Origin of the sequence: Bacillus sp. FSL M8-0266, from assembly GCF_038613425.1 — a bacterium.
In the GTDB taxonomy this organism is placed as follows: Bacteria; Bacillota; Bacilli; order Bacillales; family Bacillaceae; genus Bacillus; species Bacillus pumilus.
Genome location: NZ_CP152015.1, coordinates 3,654,704 through 3,670,951, shown reverse-complemented (window position 1 = coordinate 3,670,951; position 16,248 = coordinate 3,654,704). Strand labels below are relative to the sequence as shown.

Annotated in this window: 14 protein-coding genes; 9 read left to right on the top strand and 5 right to left on the bottom strand. The window is 42.8% G+C overall.

Annotation, left to right across the window (positions count from 1 at the left end; all coding sequences use genetic code 11):
• Window positions 1-3 precede the first annotated feature (3 nt).
• Window positions 4-1,110, top strand: coding sequence for a DNA alkylation repair protein (locus MKY83_RS18930; RefSeq protein ID WP_126741007.1), 1,107 nt, complete (start codon window positions 4-6; stop codon window positions 1,108-1,110).
• Between the two features lie 189 nt (window positions 1,111-1,299).
• Here the strand turns inward: MKY83_RS18930 and MKY83_RS18925 are convergent, their stop codons facing one another.
• On the bottom strand, window positions 1,300-2,637 hold the full coding sequence (locus MKY83_RS18925; RefSeq protein WP_012011793.1) for an amino acid permease: 1,338 nt from the start codon (window positions 2,635-2,637) through the stop codon (window positions 1,300-1,302).
• Between the two features lie 319 nt (window positions 2,638-2,956).
• Here MKY83_RS18925 and MKY83_RS18920 point away from each other — a divergent pair, with 319 nt between their 5' ends.
• Window positions 2,957-4,471: a PAS domain-containing protein gene (locus MKY83_RS18920; RefSeq protein WP_044140354.1), complete on the top strand. Its 1,515-nt coding sequence runs from the start codon at window positions 2,957-2,959 to the stop codon at window positions 4,469-4,471.
• A gap of 42 nt (window positions 4,472-4,513) precedes the next feature.
• Here the strand turns inward: MKY83_RS18920 and MKY83_RS18915 are convergent, their stop codons facing one another.
• Both MKY83_RS18915 and MKY83_RS18910 read right to left on the bottom strand, forming a co-directional pair.
• On the bottom strand, window positions 4,514-5,497 hold the full coding sequence (locus tag MKY83_RS18915) for a Gfo/Idh/MocA family oxidoreductase (protein ID WP_185108219.1): 984 nt from the start codon (window positions 5,495-5,497) through the stop codon (window positions 4,514-4,516).
• 144 nt (window positions 5,498-5,641) lie between these two features.
• Entirely contained in the window at window positions 5,642-6,001 is a 360-nt protein-coding gene (locus MKY83_RS18910; protein ID WP_003215283.1) for a MerR family transcriptional regulator, read from the bottom strand.
• A gap of 308 nt (window positions 6,002-6,309) precedes the next feature.
• Here MKY83_RS18910 and yidA point away from each other — a divergent pair, with 308 nt between their 5' ends.
• Window positions 6,310-7,122 carry a sugar-phosphatase gene (gene yidA, locus MKY83_RS18905; RefSeq protein WP_342490538.1) on the top strand — a complete coding sequence of 271 codons (813 nt, stop codon included), beginning with the start codon at window positions 6,310-6,312 and terminating at the stop codon, window positions 7,120-7,122.
• A gap of 36 nt (window positions 7,123-7,158) precedes the next feature.
• On the opposite strand, the gene MKY83_RS18900 is transcribed toward yidA, so the two are convergent.
• Window positions 7,159-8,166 (bottom strand): helix-turn-helix transcriptional regulator, encoded by a 1,008-nt coding sequence (locus MKY83_RS18900; protein ID WP_342487571.1) that lies wholly within the window; start codon window positions 8,164-8,166, stop codon window positions 7,159-7,161.
• A gap of 129 nt (window positions 8,167-8,295) precedes the next feature.
• Here MKY83_RS18900 and MKY83_RS18895 point away from each other — a divergent pair, with 129 nt between their 5' ends.
• Complete coding sequence (locus MKY83_RS18895; RefSeq protein WP_342487570.1) at window positions 8,296-9,003, top strand: class I SAM-dependent methyltransferase; 708 nt, start codon at window positions 8,296-8,298, stop codon at window positions 9,001-9,003.
• The gene (locus tag MKY83_RS18890) at window positions 9,000-10,097 is read left to right on the top strand and encodes a saccharopine dehydrogenase NADP-binding domain-containing protein (protein ID WP_342487569.1); all 1,098 of its coding nucleotides are present in this window, start codon (window positions 9,000-9,002) and stop codon (window positions 10,095-10,097) included. Before MKY83_RS18895 ends, MKY83_RS18890 begins: the two co-directional genes overlap by 4 nt.
• Window positions 10,098-10,177: 80 nt before the next feature.
• Here the strand turns inward: MKY83_RS18890 and MKY83_RS18885 are convergent, their stop codons facing one another.
• Complete coding sequence (locus tag MKY83_RS18885; protein WP_065099226.1) at window positions 10,178-11,998, bottom strand: acyltransferase family protein; 1,821 nt, start codon at window positions 11,996-11,998, stop codon at window positions 10,178-10,180.
• A 241-nt stretch (window positions 11,999-12,239) separates the two neighbouring features.
• Here MKY83_RS18885 and MKY83_RS18880 point away from each other — a divergent pair, with 241 nt between their 5' ends.
• From MKY83_RS18880 to MKY83_RS18865, 4 genes are all read left to right on the top strand, one after another.
• Complete coding sequence (locus tag MKY83_RS18880) at window positions 12,240-13,115, top strand: aldose 1-epimerase family protein (protein WP_126741004.1); 876 nt, start codon at window positions 12,240-12,242, stop codon at window positions 13,113-13,115.
• A 60-nt stretch (window positions 13,116-13,175) separates the two neighbouring features.
• Window positions 13,176-14,120, top strand: coding sequence for a sugar-binding transcriptional regulator (locus MKY83_RS18875; protein ID WP_113767912.1), 945 nt, complete (start codon window positions 13,176-13,178; stop codon window positions 14,118-14,120).
• Between the two features lie 84 nt (window positions 14,121-14,204).
• Window positions 14,205-14,876 carry a deoxyribose-phosphate aldolase gene (gene deoC, locus MKY83_RS18870; RefSeq protein WP_044140345.1) on the top strand — a complete coding sequence of 224 codons (672 nt, stop codon included), beginning with the start codon at window positions 14,205-14,207 and terminating at the stop codon, window positions 14,874-14,876.
• Window positions 14,877-15,042: 166 nt separating this feature from the next.
• Window positions 15,043-16,224 (top strand): NupC/NupG family nucleoside CNT transporter, encoded by a 1,182-nt coding sequence (locus tag MKY83_RS18865; protein ID WP_340913571.1) that lies wholly within the window; start codon window positions 15,043-15,045, stop codon window positions 16,222-16,224.
• The last annotated feature ends 24 nt before the right edge of the window (window positions 16,225-16,248 follow it).

The window sequence follows — 16,248 nt, the reverse complement described above, 5'->3', positions numbered from 1 at the left end:
GAAATGTGGGAGGTGGACACGATCGAACCATTAAAACATGTGTACAATGAATTATTTATAAAAGAATTAGCAGAGAAACTTGCACAGTCTTCAACTGTATTTGATGTTGAGCCATTCAAGCGGCTCGTATTTCAAGAGGATTGGCAGCAGCTTGAGTTAAAAGGGCGGATGAGACGAGTCACTGAATCGATGCATGCCTGTCTACCAGAGGATTATGAGCAGGCAATTGAGGTACTGCGTCAGGCAGCCCCGCATTTTTCAGGGCTTAGTGCGCTCGTATTTCCAGACTACGTCGAGACGTACGGCCTTGCACACTGGGACCTCTCGATCAAGGCGCTCGAATTCTTCACATCCTTTTCCACTTCAGAATTTGCCGTTCGGCCATTTTTGATTCAAGATCAAGACAAAATGCTGGCGCGAATGCTCGTATGGTCTCAGGATCAAAATGAGCACATACGGAGGCTGGCTAGTGAAGGCTGTAGACCGCGTCTGCCATGGGGCTTATCTGTTCCTTCACTTAAAAAGAATCCTTCGGTCACGCTGCCCATTTTGGAAAACTTGAAGGCAGACCCGTCGCGGTATGTGCAAAAAAGTGTAGCGAATCATCTAAATGATATCTCTGCAATACAGCCAGACCTGATGAAGCAGACGGTTCAAAACTGGTATGGAACCAACAAACATACGAACTGGATTGTCAAACATGCATCCCGTACTTTACTCAAAAAAGGAGATCCAGATATTATGGCGTTGTTTGGTTATGGTGACGATCCATCCGTTCAAATAACGGATTTGAAGATCGTACAAGACCCTATTCGGATCGGTGAGAAAATGACTTTTCATTTTACTCTTCAAGCCGATAAGCCGCTAAAGCTGCGTGTAGAGTATGCCATAGACTACGTCAAAGCTCGGGGGACCCGCAATCAAAAGGTATTTAAAATCACAGAGTTTGAAACAGGCTCAGCGTTACATAGAGAATTCGTCAGGACGCAGTCTTTTCAAAATATGACGACAAGAAAACACTATGAAGGAATCCATACATTAACAATCATCATCAACGGCATCCCGAAAGCGTCGATTGATTTTGAAGTGACAGAAGACAGCAGCTCATGAAAAAAACCCGCCTCAATGGCGGGTTTTACAGCGTGTAGACAAACCCTCGCATTCGGTGTCAGTCCTGCGTGCTGGTGCTCACGAATGTCAAATTCGCTCCGCGCCAGTACTCGCCCTTCCTAGGGCTGCAAAGGTTTTCTATCACGCTGAAAAGAAGAAAAAGGGCTAAAATAAAGAACATTTTAGCGTTTAAGCCTTCTTTTTCATTAAGAATGAAGCAATGATGGCTGCGATTAAGAAACCAATGCTGATAATTGAGCTAGGCAAGTTTTCTTGTCTGAATAGAAACATCACAAAACTCACACTTAGTACAAGACCTGCAAATAAAGTCAAATACGGAAACAGCCACACCTTGAAATACGGCTCCTGTGGATATTTCGGGCGAAGTTTCAGATGTGCCATGCAAATGCTAATCCAAATGAGTGAAACAGCAAAACCAGGAATAGCCAGCATATAACTGAAGATTTGCTCTGGATATAAGTAAGCAAAGAATGTTCCGATGAGAAGAAACAGAACGGTCACCCATAAACTCAAAATGGGTACGCCTCTTTTATTGACCTGTGCCAGTTTTTTCGGACCGCCATCTGATTTAGAGAGAGAATGCATCATTCTCGTCGTTCCATAAATGCCAGAATTGGCCGCCGATAGAACGGCTGTAATCAATACGAAATTAATGAAGTGAGAGGCGCCTTGCATACCGGCTGCTGAAAAGACTTGAACAAATGGGCTGTTATTTGGATCAATTTGATTCCAAGGAATGAGTCCACAGATGATCAAAATCGGCAAAGTGTAAAATAAGATAATACGCCACATCATACTTTTAACAACACCAGGCAAGACCTTTTCGGCATCCTTTGTTTCTGTAATGGTCAGCCCGATCAATTCAGAGCCCCCGTAAGAGAAAATAACAACTAATAAAGAGGCAAAGATCGCACCCCATCCGTTCGGGACGAAGTTTTGATAGTTGGTGAGTGCAGATGTGCTTTGTTCGTTCGGAATGATCCCAAATAATAGGGCTGCACCAAGAATAATAAACACAATAATAACGAAAATCTTCATTCCAGCGAACCAAAACTCAATTTCACCAAAGTATTTTACATTATTTAAGTTAATTCCGATGACTAAGAGTGAGCAGAGTAAACATAGTGACCATAGCGGCACGTTCGGTAACCAGTATTGAAGCAGGCTGCCTGCCGCAATAATCTCGATGACACACACAGTGAGCCACATGAAACAGTAAACCCAGCCGACAACAAATGAAAAACGTTGACCAAGCGCAATCTGTATCAGGTCGCGAAGGTTATTTCCCGGATAGACAATCGCCATTTCAGCTAAGGCTGCCATCACGATGAGCAATAATAATCCGGCAAATACATAGGAAAAGATGACCCCAGGACCTGCTAAACCGATTGTATCGGCACTTCCTTTAAAGATTCCTGTACCAATGACCCCGCCCAATGCAATCATGCGAATGTGACGCGGTGATAAAAGCTTTTTTAATTCTTGTTGTTCCTGATTCGCGCTCATGACGTTCTCCTTTTTTAAAAATGCTTATGTTCCATTTTCTTTTTTCGCGACGTCAGTGTCAATATAAAAAAAGAGATTTTTCAGACAAAAACGGCGGTTGATTCTATCAAATGAGCCGTTTTCTTCCATAAATCCTTTCCATGACCCATCCCCAAAATCTGAAATTTCGTGAAAAAATGAACATTTGCCTTCATTCTGACATAAACAATTTTCAGTTTTTGTCGATATATCTTTTGTATTACTAAAGTCCTAATAAAGAATTGTTTATAACTGTAAAATATTTCAAAAAAGCATGAAGGAATGAAAGGAGTTATGAAAGATGTTTATGAGAAAAGCAAATGATTCGTCAGCGGGAACCCTTTTAAAGGAAAGCAGTCGATTAGTAGAACGAATTGACAAGGGAGACCTTTCAGCACGAATAGATACTGCTGCATTCTCTTCAAGTCAAACGATTGAAGCAGTAGCCCAAATAAATGAAGCTTTGCAAAAGATGCAGGAAGTAAATGAAGATATTCAAATGCGGATGAATTTGGTGACAAAAGCCATTCAAGTTGGTTTATGGGATATGGTCGTTATCGCTGGAGATCCGGTCAATCCAAAAAATGAATTCACATGGACGGATGATTTCCGCAAAATGCTCGGCTTTCAAAATGAGCACGATTTTCCAAATGTTTTAGACAGCTGGGCATCTCGAATCCATCCAGATGAACAAGAATATACCTTAAATGCATTCTCTTCGCATTTATTGGATCATTCGGGACGTACACCATATGATATCGAATATCGCTTGAAATTGAAAAACGGAGATTATCGCTGGTTCAAAGCAACTGGCACGACCATTCGTGATCGAAATGGTGTCCCTCTTCGTGTGGCGGGAGCTCTTTTTGATATTCATGATCAGAAATTGAAAGAAGAAGAACTGCAAGCATTCGTGACGAGATATGATTTGATCAACCGTGCGCTTGTGGAAGCTCCTTGGGATATGGTCGTAGAGGCTGGCGATTCAGTTAATCCACACAACGAATTCTGGTGGTCTCCACAGTTTAGAAAAACGCTTGGCTTCACAGATGAAAAAGATTTCCCGAACGTTTTGAGCAGCTGGAGCGATCGTTTGCATCCTGAGGATCAAGAAATGGCTTTGCAAGCCTTTGCGGATCATTTAAATGACCACTCTGGGCGCACGCCATTTGACATTGATTATAGATTGCAGAGTAAAAATGGCGATTATCGTTGGTATCATGCGGGTGGTGAAACCATTCGTGATGAGAAGGGTGTACCTCTTCGTGTTGCAGGAACCATTCGTGATATCACGTTAGAAAAAAATAAAGAGAAAACAGCCAATGAAATGGCTTCTCAGGTAGAACAGCTTTCAAGTTCTATTAGTGAGATGGTATCGGGCATTAGCTCTGTTACAAACCAAGCACAGGAACTTGCTGTAGCTCAAGAGAAGTCAACGTCTGCCGCAAATCTAGCGAAAAACAGTGCAGATGAGACGAAAAACATTTCTGACTTGATCAAAGAAGTGGCGAACCAAACGAACCTACTTGGTTTGAATGCTGCGATCGAAGCGGCCAGAGCTGGTGAGCAGGGACGAGGATTCTCGGTCGTTGCAGATGAAGTGCGTAAGCTGGCGCTTCATAGTGCCAATGCAACGGAGAATATCGAATCTAGCTTGACGGAAATGAAAACGCAAATTGATGAAATTCTTGAAAATATCTCGAATATGACAGCTCTTACGCAAACACAGGCTGCTTTAACAGAGCAAGTAAATGCTGCAGTCGATGAAGTGAATCACATGTCTCAGCGTCTTGTGGCGTATTCAAAGAGTATTTAATTGTCAGAAACCGCCCTCTCGTGTAGAAGGCGGTTTTTATCATTAAAATTGATCTGCTGGGAAAACAATACCTGCATCATTTCTTGCAGCATCAAGGACTTTCATGACGGAGAGACTTTCATCGAGCCATGCATAGCACTGTTCATGATTATTTGTTTCAATGATGTGTTGAAAAGCCTCTGCTTCATAAAATAGGCGGTTTGAATTTGTTTGTGCATTGAGTGATATCACCTGGTCATTCACGTGAAGCAGCACTTCCTCGCAGCCATTCGCTCCATTTTTCACATGAATGAAGCCCTTTTCTCCTTGAATCAATGCAAAATTCATGCTGCTTGTATCCTTACTGCCGACACTTGTCGCAATGAAATCATTGTAGGTGAAAGTCAAAACACCAGATGTATCGATGCCATTTAGGTGACGGTTTGCCTGGTAGCGAACCTGCTCCGGTGATCCGAAGAGATTCATGATGAAATGGACATTATAAATATTAATATCCATCAATGCTCCTCCTGAAAATTCAGGGTTAAAGACATTTGGCGTTTCGCCGGCTAGCAGCTGATTATATTTGCTTGAATATTGACTATAGTTGCATTGAACCAGTTTGATTTTACCTAATTGATGAAGGTGCTTTTTGATTAAATGATAGTTTGGCATATGAACGGTCGTAATGGCTTCAAAGAGGAGAAGCTGCTTTTCCTTTGCGAGAGCGATTAAGGCTTCCAGCTCTTTGACATTAGAGGTGAAAGGCTTTTCGCAAATCACATGTTTTCCGTTTCTTAATGCAGCCGTCGCATGCTCGCTATGTAATCGATTCGGTGATGCAATATAAACAGCTTCAATGTTTGGATCTTCTAGCATAGCCGTTAAATCTGTATAAGTCGTTTTTACACCAAATTGGTCTGCGAGCTTCTTTGCCGTTGCTTCCTTTCTTGAATAGACGGCATGACAAGAAGCGCCGTCAAGCTGTTCAATCGCTTGCAAGAAGCTTTCCACAATCACACCTGTTCCAATGGTTGCAATGTTCATTCTATTCAAAACCCCTTCCACTCGTTTGATATCAAGTAAAGCTGTCTCTAGTATAACTGATGTTGGAATCGCACGCGCACTTGAGACCTGGGCGTAGAGGGGCGCCAGTGGCAAACACTGGCACATCTTTGGCAACCCTTACAATTAGCTGATGTTTGCTAATGTTTGTTTTGTTAACAATTGAATGGCAGCTTTCCTCTTCTTTAACTCTTGAATGGAGTGTTGAATATCCTCAACTTTTTGTTCAAGCAGCTGTTCAGCTTCTGTCTTTGATTGTTTTTCAAATAGCGATTTAATAATTTCACGAATTTCTTTGAGTGAGAAATCTAGCTTTCTTGCTTCTGTGATAAAGGATAGCATGAGTACATATTTTTTATCATATAAACGATAGCCGTTATGTGCTCTCTTTGGTTCGGGGAGCACACCCTCATTTTCATAAAAACGAATGGTTTCAATATGCACACCAGACATTTTTGACAATTTACCTCTAGTAAACGTAAGCATTTCCTGCACCTCCTTTCTTTGCTATCCATCATACAATTAGATTTGCTAGTTTTAAAATATTCAGTGGTGAACATTTGTTATCATTTCCCCGTTGGAAAAGGGCAGAAACTCTATTTAAAGCAGGATAAATAGAATACGATATAATAGAGAAGGCATATGACAATTTTGTTACAGTGAGAACAAGTAGACAGCGTGATGAAAAAACGATAGGCTAAAATAGGTAAAAAGTAATGATATAACCTGTCATCATATAGATGATGGCCTAAAATAGTGCAGCACGTTTTTTGCTGAGAAAAGGGGACCAGTGAATGTATAAATTAGTTGCAATTGATATGGATGGTACGTTATTAAATGATCAACATATGGTGCCGGATGAGGTGTTTGAAGCCATTCAACAGGCGAAAGCAGAGGGTGTTAAAATCGTATTATGTACAGGACGGCCTATTGGCGGAGTGAATCGCTATTTAGATGATCTTCAGCTCAATCAAGAGGGAGATTATGTGATTGCCTACAATGGGGCACTCGTCCAAAACAGTCACACAAATGAAGTAGTGTCAGAACTGACGTTATCCTATGAGGATTTAACTTCTTTATATAAGCTGAGCCGTGAGCTCGATACACCGATGCATTATTTCGATTCCGCTCATTTGTACACACCGAATCGTGATATTAGTGAGTACACAGTACTTGAATCTTATTTAACAAAGCTGCCGCTTAAATATTTACCTGTTGAAGAGGCAGATCCTTCAATGAGACTTCCGAAGATGATGTATATTGATCAGCCAGAACGTTTGGAAAAGACGATACAAGCCATTCCATCTGAAGTAAAAGACAAGTACATGATGGTGAAAAGTACAGATTTCTTCCTTGAGATCCTGCATCCTGAAGTCAGCAAAGGGAATGCCGTGAAGCTTCTAGCGAAAGAGCTGGGGATTGCTCGTGAAGAGGTCATGGCTATTGGTGACAATGGGAACGACGTATCGATGCTGGAATTTGCGGACTGCGGCGTTGCCATGGGAAATGCCATTGATGATGTCAAAGCAGTAGCGGATGTTGTGACAAAATCCAATAATGAAGCCGGAGTAGCACATGTCCTGCATGAGTTAGTTTTAGGAAAATAAACAAAAAGCGGTCTACCACTGAGGTAGCCGCTTTTTTTATATGTGAGAGAAAAAGTAAACAAGCATCCGTCTGCTGCTCAAATTTGTCTTTTGCAGCATCGCCTTCACATGATCATGGACGGTATGGGTTGAAATAAATAAAGTACTGGCAATTTCCTTTGTAGACTGTCCTTTTAATAGGCAGTCGAGGACGTTCATCTCTCTTTCTGTCAGCTTGTATGTTTTTGCCGCATAAGGAAGAATATCATTGGTTTGGGCTCTCTTGATGTGAATCATGACAGCCTCTTCCTGACCGGCTGCCTGCGCTAATCGAAATGCTTGAAGAGAGAGGAACAGCCCCGTAGGCAATCTCGTCATGCTTGCCGCTGTTTGGTCGATGCCGCCGTATAAAAGTTTTGCCCCTAATGCTCTAAACGGGCGCGGCATAATCGCCCTGTCATGGATTTGTTCAAAGGCTTGAAACGTCTGAAGCCAATGAAGACCCGTCTCATTTCCATAAAGAAGGTTGTAATCGTGCGAGAGAATGAGGAAGCCTTGCTGCTCCGCCGCCGCGTCCTCTCCAGTATCTCTTTTCTTGAAAAGTTCATCTCTCAGCTTGGCTGCGAGTCTAGGCGTTTGTTCGATGACTGCTCTGATATCTTTTTCTTGAAAAGGTTCCTTGTTCTTTAGACGATAGAGGCTGGCAATACCCCAGCATTCTCCTTGAATCACAAGGGCTGCCCGCAATTCATCAGACCATCCTTTACGTAACAAAATGTCTTGGTAGCGCTCACTGTTGAGATATTCTCCGCTTTGGACCAGGCTCGCAGCATGAACAGGACCTTTGGCTAGAGACTCATGCTGATGCACGTCCTTTTTTAAGAACTCATTTTGAAACAGCTGGTCATGAATTTCTTCAATCGGTTCATCTGTGAAGGAACCTGTCGAGAGGAGAGTGGCTGGATCAATGGTCGTGATACAGGCGGCATCAAAATCAAGGACGGCAGCAAGCTCGTCCCGAATGTGTTGTCTCAGCTGCTGAAAATGAGTGGCTGGATTGGTCACATGATCTCCTCCTCAAAAATCCCCACTTTTAGGGATCGTGTTTTCTGGTGTCTCTTTTTACAATAAAGATGTCATACCGTTAGTGTACAGGAAACGATGTAAAGCGGAAAGGAACTGGAGGAGAAGGACATGAAAGGAAACCAGCATTGGCACGATCCCGTTGCTGAGTCATATGCAGCGACGATTGCCTATAAAGTACCCGGCTATCAGCTATTGCATGAGTTGACAATAGACGTATTAGAAACTGAATTAATGGGACCGGCTCCCCGCATCCTGACTGTTGGAGCGGGCGGGGGCGAAGAGATCATCAACATGCTTCAAAGAAAAGAAGACTGGCTCATCACAGGGATCGATCCGTCACCTTCTATGCTGGACATGGCGAAACGGCGAGTTACACAGCTTGAGATGGAGTCGCGTGTCACATGGCATGAGACCTCATTAGATAAGGTTTCTGCTGAACCTGTTTACGATGCAGCGGTGAGCTTGCTTGTCATTCATTTTATAGAAAAGCGCCAGCTCTTTTTAGAAGAGATTGCCCGCAGGCTTCAACCAGATGCGCCGTTTATGTTGGCATTTATACATGGAGAGATGAAGTCCCAAGCATTTCAACAGGAGCTTCACATGCTTTCTCTTTTCATGCAACGGCAAGGTCTAGAAAAAGAAGTGTTTACGTCCTTTAAAAACAGGCTGGGGAGCGCGACACACCCTGTTCCCGAGGAAGAGATAAAAGAGCATTTAATCAAAGCAGGATTTGAAGACATCAGACCTTATTTTCAGGCAGGAATGATTAAGGGGCTTGTTTGCAAGCGAGGTCGTAGAGAGGCGGATGAGAAATGAGATCACAGGTGATGGTGATAGGCGGCTATGGACATGTTGGACAACAAATATGTCTTCAGCTAAGCGAAGTGTATCCAGGGCAAATTGTAGCGGCAGGCAGAAGCTATGAGAAGGCAGAGAAATTTTCACGCCAGACAAAAGGGAAAGTTCTTCCCTATCAATTAGATGTTAGTGAGCCGTTATTTTCGGACTGGATGGATCAAACAAAGCTGGTGATCATGTGCCTTGATCAAGAAGACCCGTCATTTGCTGAAACAGTTCTGCGGTCAGGTATTGATTATATCGATATCTCTGCGAAAGGGGCGTACATGGAGCAGGTGGCAAAGCTGGATCAGCAGCACATCGATGCAACGGCTTTACTCAGCGTTGGGCTTGCGCCTGGCCTTACGAATTTATTGGCAGCGAAAACAGTATCTATGCTCTCATCAGTGAAACAAATAGATATAGGGATTATGCTTGGATTGGGTGATCAGCATGGAAAAGCCGCCATTGAATGGACGCTTGACAATGTCCATACTGACTATGTGGTTACTGAGCATCATCAGCGTAAAAGAGTCAAAAGCTTTACTGGAGGCAAGCGTATAGATTTTGGTGTGAAACTTGGAAAGCGGCAAGCCTATCAGTTCCCCTTCTCTGATCAGCAGACATTGCCTTCGACGCTCAGCGTGCCTTCTGTGACAACAAGGCTTTGTTTTGATTCTCGCGCGGCAACGCGGGCGTTTGCCTTCACAAGGAGCCTTGGAATGACGTCCCTTCTCACTGTGCCGAAAATCAAGGAACGAGCCATTTCTATGATTCAATCTGCTCAAATGGGAACAGATCAATATGCAGTGAAAGTGGAGGCGACAGGAATGGAAGGGAACAAGATTCATCAAGCAGCGCTTGGAATAAAAGGGCATGATGAGTCTCAAGCAACAGCTCAAGTCGCCTCTGCTGCGGCACTGCTTTTATTGGGCAGGCGGTTTCAGACAGGTATGTTTCATATCGAACAATTATTTTCATTAGCATATGAGAATGGTGATTTTGCGTTGGTGGATCAAACAACGAAGGAAAAGCGTGTGTTAGCGCTGAAAGCCAGCCTTTTAACGGCATAAAAGAAGACTAGCAGGATGCTAGTCTTAGATTGTTGACAAAGTGCTAAAATGATGTTTATTTTAGCACTTTGTCTTCTTTTTTATGACGATGACACATCTCCTTTTTTCTTGATACTTGCTGTAATGAGCTGTGTCAATGTATCAGAGCCTTTTGTTGAAAGGTGAACACCATCAGGCTGAAAATAAGATGGCTGTCCGGTAGCGGCTGAATGCCAATCGACCAGGGTCACATTGGAATGTTGATCGGCCACTCGCTGAATGACTGCATTCACATCGCTTTCCCAAGACCTTGGGACTCTCGTGTTCACAAGGAAAATGTGCGCCTTTGAAAATTGCTGAATGAATGCTGTCAATGTGCCCTCAGTAAAATAGCCATTCGTGCCAAGTTCAATGATAACAGCGGCATCAGATTGATTAAATGAAGCATACTGAGGAGCGATGCTGACGGCTTCGTTCATTTGTCTGCCAACCTTTGCATCGATGGTGATTTGTGCATATGCCTTTTCAAGATTCGGTGCTATGTCCAGCATGACGGAATCACCAATAGCAAGAATTTGGTGGAACTGCTTCTGATCTGCTGCTTTCTTCTCGTGTTTTTCTTTCTTTTTTTTCGTTTTCGATTCCGTAGAGTCTCCTGCTTTTTTCGGTGCCGTCTTAATTTGTGTCACTTCCTTGGCATGTGGAGACGTATGGGACGAACTGGACATGCCAATGGTAAATAAGATTAAAAGAGCTGCAGTGATTCCAAGGAACACTTTATGAGACGTAGACCATTGTTTGAATCCCTTTTTCCAAATAGACCAAGAGGCAAAATATTGTGTGAAGCCAAGCCGGCGAATAGGCTGTTCGATGAAGCGGTAAGAGGCCTCTGCGATAAGTAAAATGGCAATGATCTGCAATGCGACACGCCCCATAGAAGGCTGTCCAATTTCAATGACAGGGGTGGTCAGCACGATGATGGGATAATGCCACAGGTAAATACCATAAGAACGCTTTCCAATCCAGACGAGCGGCTGATAGGAGAGCCATTTTCCCAATAGGCTTGCAGGGTGGCAGATGCATGCAATTAAAATCGCTGCATTAAGACAGAATAAAAGCATGCCGCCTTGATAGAGAAAGCCGTCAAATTCGTCCACTGCATAAACACATAGAAGAAAAACCGCAAAGGAACCAAAACCAGCGATATGTAAAATACGTCTGCCAACAGGAAGTAGTTTTTTGCTGGACAGTCTTTGCATGGGCCATACAAATGCTAGGCTGCACCCAATCAGAAGCGCAAATGCACGAGTATCTGTTCCATAATAAACCCTGCTTGGGTCCGTATCTGGTGAATAAAGAATTGCCATCCATAAGGCGGAGACAAGTGCAAGGCCAAAGGTGATCATTGGCAGATGGGATCTATTTTTCACCCATTTTAGCCCAGCAATCAATAGTACCGGCCAAATGATATAAAATTGCTCTTCTATCGCCAAAGACCACAAATTTTTCAGTGGAGATACAGCATTGAAGCTATCAAAATAAGAAAGCTGATGGAAAATGTACCACCAGTTACTGACATAAAAAAAGGACGATAAGGCATCGCCGCGAATGGACAATAGTGCATTCGAACCCGCAATCGCACACCAGCTGACGGTTAAGAAAATCATCACGTAAGCAGCTGGAAGAAGCCTTCTGATCCGGCCCATCCAAAATGGTAAAAGCTCTTGATAACCCAAATCCTGCTTATGTAACAAGATCGTCGTAATCAAGTAACCAGAGATCACAAAAAACAAATCAACGCCAAGAAACCCGCCGCTCGCAGGTCCAATATGTAAGTGATAAGCAATGACCGCCAATACAGCAACGGCTCTTAGCCCATCTAATCCTAATATATAACGTAAACGATTCTCCTTGCTGTTCATGAAAATGAATCCCCCATTTATGTCAAAACGCTTCTTTTTTGTTGTCACTCCAAAAGAACAACGATTCTTTTATTTTATATAAGATTAGACGAATCAGCATCACATTTTGTTGGCGAATTTCTGTCTTTTTTTAAAATTTTTATATAAAGAAAGAATTGATGGTCAGGAGGGCTGCCTTATTTTTATACTCAAAACCAAAATCCCTGTCATAATAAAAGAAGATGGAAAGGGGATGTGTGAAATGAGAACGATTGAAAATGATCAGTTATTGATTCAGATCAATGAGAGAGGTGCCGAGGTCAGAGAGGTGCTTCACAAGGAAAGTGGACGTCAATATATGTGGTCTGGCGATCCTGCATACTGGGGCAGGGTGTCGCCTGTCTTATTCCCGATTGTTGGACGATTAAAGAATGACCAATACAAGATAGATGATCAAACCTATGAGCTCACGCAGCATGGATTCTTGCGTGATGTTGATTTTGATTTACATGAAGAAACGAAACATACAGTGACCTTTCAATATGAATCAAAAGGCCGCCACATCGAGCAGTATCCCTATGAATTTACCGCCCGTATTCGATACGAGCTGTCGGAAAATGGTCTGACGATTTCCTGGGAAATTGATTATGCCGGAGATGACACGATGTATTTCTCCATCGGAGGTCACCCCGCATTTCAAGTTCCGCTTGTTGAAGGAGAGCGTACAGCGGATTATACCCTGACATTGACGCCGTCTACTGAGCATCTTCCTGTCCAATATGAACTAAAAAATTCACTTATCAGGGAGAAAGAAAAAGGGATTCAGCTTGAAACGATTCAGCTTCGTCCAGAGCTTTTTCAGCATGATGCGATGATCTTTAGTCATATCAATCGAGTGTCATTGACGTCTCAGGCAGGTCACGGGGTTGAGGTTGATCTCACTGGTTTTCCGTTCGTTGGCATTTGGTCACCTTATCATCAAGAAAAAGGCACAATGGCCCCTTTTGTTTGTATTGAGCCTTGGTACGGTATTGCTGATGTTGAAGGGACGAATGGGCAGTACAAGGAAAAGTTCGGTATTCAAACTTTAGAGAAGAATGAGACCTTTCAAGCCGCCTATACGATTTTTTTCAAATGAACATTTGTGCATGATAAGTTGAACAATTTGTTATGATAGAAGAAAAAAGGAGGCGTACGAATGGATCGGGAGAAACAACAACTGAGTATTGAAGCGGCAAGGCTGTATTATTTATCGGATTACAGCCAGCAGGAAATTGCCAAACAGCTCGACCTGTCGAGACCAACTGTATCTAGGCTGCTTCAATATGCGAAAGAGAAGGGGTACGTCCAGATAACGGTAATGGACCCGTTTGAAGACTTGAATGAGCTGTCTTCATTGCTCAAAGAAAAATATGACCTGCTCGAAGCCCATGTGGTGTTTTCACCCAAAGATGATTATCCAACGATCACCGAATACTTGAGCCAATTTGGTGCCGAGTACTTGCAAGACACAGTGAAAGACGGTGATATTGTTGGTGTGAGCTGGGGAACCACCATGTATCAAATTGCTCAAAAGATGCAACCTAAACAGGTCAAAGGTGTAGAGGTTGTCCAGCTGAAGGGTGGGATTAGCCACTCCCATGTGAATACGTATTCTGCGGAAACCATCCAGCTGTTTGCTGAGGCCTTTCAAACCGCACCACGCTATTTGCCGCTTCCTGTTGTGTTTGATAGTGCAGCTGTTAAAGAGATGGTCGAACAGGACAGACATATTCAGCGCATCATTGAAATGGGCAAACAGGCGAATATTGCTGTGTTCACTGTTGGAACGGTAAGAGATGAAGCCCTTTTGTTTAGACTTGGTTACTTCCGAGAAGAAGAAAAAGCACTGCTTAAGGCATCCAGTGTCGGAGACATCTGTTCGCGCTTTTATGATCAAGAAGGACGCATTTGCAGTGAAGCGATTAACAATCGTACAATCGGTGTGGAGCTTGATGATTTAAGAACAAAAGAACGCTCTATTCTTGTTGCTGGCGGACATCGCAAGGTTGCTTCTATCCACGGGGCACTTAGAGGGAAATATGCGAACGTATTGATCATTGATCAGCACACAGCAAGAGTTCTTTTAAATGTCACAAAATAAATGAACAAAATTTCATAACCGTGTTTACAAATGTTCATCGGTCATATATGATGAAAGTATCATAATTAAAAGGAAGTGTGAAGCATGACGATAGCAAACCTTATTGATCATACAGCACTAAAACCAGATACAACTAAAGCTGCGATTTTGCAGTTACTTGAAGAAGCGAAGACTCATCAATTTGCATCCGTTTGTGTCAATCCAACATGGGTGTCACTTGCAGCGAAAGAACTAGCAGGAACAGGCGTTGATGTATGTACTGTTATCGGTTTCCCGTTAGGCGCAAATACAACGGCGGTCAAGGCATTCGAAACAAAGAATGCGATTGAAAACGGAGCAACAGAAGTGGATACGGTCATCAATATTGCGGCACTGAAAGACGGCGAATATGATGCAGTTGAGCAAGATATTCGTGCAGTTGTAGACGAAGCAAAAGGGAAGGCACTTGTGAAAGTCATTATTGAAGCGTGCTTACTCACAGATGAAGAGAAAGTCAAAGCTTGTGAGCTTTCAGTGAAAGCTGGCGCTGATTTTGTGAAAACATCGACTGGATTTAGCACAGGCGGTGCAACTGCTGAGGACATCGCATTAATGCGTAAAACAGTAGGACCTGACATCGGTGTGAAAGCATCAGGCGGAGTGAGAACAAAAGAAGATGTTGAGGCAATGCTAGCTGCAGGCGCTACCCGTATTGGTGCGAGTGCAGGGGTGTCTATTATCAAAGGGGATCAATCAGCTCCTTCGAAAGACTATTAATTCATACGATCCTATGGTAGGATAACATTCGTGACTCATAAATGGTGAAAAAGTCATATGCGGAAGGATCTCACTTTTGGGAATTTCTTCCGCACTTTGTTTACGAAATAGGGTTTGTTCCATACAATCGCATTAATGTAAACGAATTCATTCGAGGAGGAAAAACATGAAATACGTGATTGGTATCATCGGTTTGCTGGTGATTCTCGCCATTGCATGGCTGGCTAGTAACGGGAAAAAACGAGTAAAATTCCGTCCAGTAATTGTCATGATTGTACTGCAATTTATTTTAGGTTATATTCTGCTCAATACAGGTGTTGGGAACTTCCTAGTCGGAGGTTTTGCAAAAGGATTCCAAATGCTTCTAGGCTATGCCGGTGAAGGAATCAACTTCGTATTTGGCGGGTTAATGAATGATAAGGCGTCAACTTTCTTCATCAACGTTTTACTGCCGATCGTTTTTATTTCGGCATTGATCGGTATCTTGCAGCATTGGCGTATCCTCCCGCTTATCGTACGCGGAATCGGGTATTTGCTTAGTAAAGTAAATGGAATGGGGAAACTAGAATCCTACAACGCAGTAGCGTCTGCGATTTTAGGTCAATCAGAAGTCTTTATTTCCATTAAGAAACAGCTCGGATTACTACCTAAGCAACGTCTTTATACATTGTGTGCATCTGCGATGTCAACTGTATCGATGTCCATTGTCGGTGCATACATGCAAATGATTAAACCAGAGTATGTTGTAACAGCACTCGTGTTGAACCTATTTGGTGGGTTTATTATTGCGTCTATCATCAATCCTTATGAAGTGGCTGAGGACGAAGACATGATTGAAATTGTAGAAGAAGAAAAGCAATCCTTCTTTGAAATGCTTGGCGAATATATTATGGATGGTTTCAAAGTAGCGATTGTTGTCGCTGCGATGTTGATTGGTTTCGTTGCATTAATTGCGATGATTAATGGAATCTTTACAGCTGTCATCGGTGTTTCTTTCCAAGATGTACTTGGATATGTGTTTGCTCCATTTGCTTTCATTGTTGGTGTACCTTGGAGCGAAGCTGTACAAGCAGGAAGCATTATGGCAACGAAAATGGTATCCAACGAATTTGTGGCAATGCAAATCCTGTCCGGTGATGCTTTCCATTTCAGTGCTCGTACAGAAGCGATCATTTCTGTATTCCTTGTATCATTTGCGAACTTCTCTTCTATCGGTATCATTGCTGGAGCAGTCAAAGGCTTAAACGAAAAACAAGGGAACGTTGTCGCACGCTTTGGATTAAAGCTTCTATTTGGTGCAACACTTGTCAGCTTCTTAACAGCAGGCATTGTCGGTTTGATTTACTAATTTAAAAAAAGGAATGGTGAAAAC

What these genes read in the sequence shown, in the direction of transcription:
- MKY83_RS18930 (WP_126741007.1), top strand. Translation starts at nt 4, where the DNA reads ATGTGGGAGGTGGACACGATCGAACCATTAAAACATGTGTACAATGAA.
- MKY83_RS18925 (WP_012011793.1), bottom strand. Translation starts at nt 2,637, where the DNA reads ATGAGCGCGAATCAGGAACAACAAGAATTAAAAAAGCTTTTATCACCG.
- MKY83_RS18920 (WP_044140354.1), top strand. Translation starts at nt 2,957, where the DNA reads ATGTTTATGAGAAAAGCAAATGATTCGTCAGCGGGAACCCTTTTAAAG.
- MKY83_RS18915 (WP_185108219.1), bottom strand. Translation starts at nt 5,497, where the DNA reads ATGAACATTGCAACCATTGGAACAGGTGTGATTGTGGAAAGCTTCTTG.
- MKY83_RS18910 (WP_003215283.1), bottom strand. Translation starts at nt 6,001, where the DNA reads ATGCTTACGTTTACTAGAGGTAAATTGTCAAAAATGTCTGGTGTGCAT.
- yidA (WP_342490538.1), top strand. Translation starts at nt 6,310, where the DNA reads ATGTATAAATTAGTTGCAATTGATATGGATGGTACGTTATTAAATGAT.
- MKY83_RS18895 (WP_342487570.1), top strand. Translation starts at nt 8,296, where the DNA reads ATGAAAGGAAACCAGCATTGGCACGATCCCGTTGCTGAGTCATATGCA.
- MKY83_RS18890 (WP_342487569.1), top strand. Translation starts at nt 9,000, where the DNA reads ATGAGATCACAGGTGATGGTGATAGGCGGCTATGGACATGTTGGACAA.
- MKY83_RS18885 (WP_065099226.1), bottom strand. Translation starts at nt 11,998, where the DNA reads ATGAACAGCAAGGAGAATCGTTTACGTTATATATTAGGATTAGATGGG.
- MKY83_RS18880 (WP_126741004.1), top strand. Translation starts at nt 12,240, where the DNA reads ATGAGAACGATTGAAAATGATCAGTTATTGATTCAGATCAATGAGAGA.
- MKY83_RS18875 (WP_113767912.1), top strand. Translation starts at nt 13,176, where the DNA reads ATGGATCGGGAGAAACAACAACTGAGTATTGAAGCGGCAAGGCTGTAT.
- deoC (WP_044140345.1), top strand. Translation starts at nt 14,205, where the DNA reads ATGACGATAGCAAACCTTATTGATCATACAGCACTAAAACCAGATACA.
- MKY83_RS18865 (WP_340913571.1), top strand. Translation starts at nt 15,043, where the DNA reads ATGAAATACGTGATTGGTATCATCGGTTTGCTGGTGATTCTCGCCATT.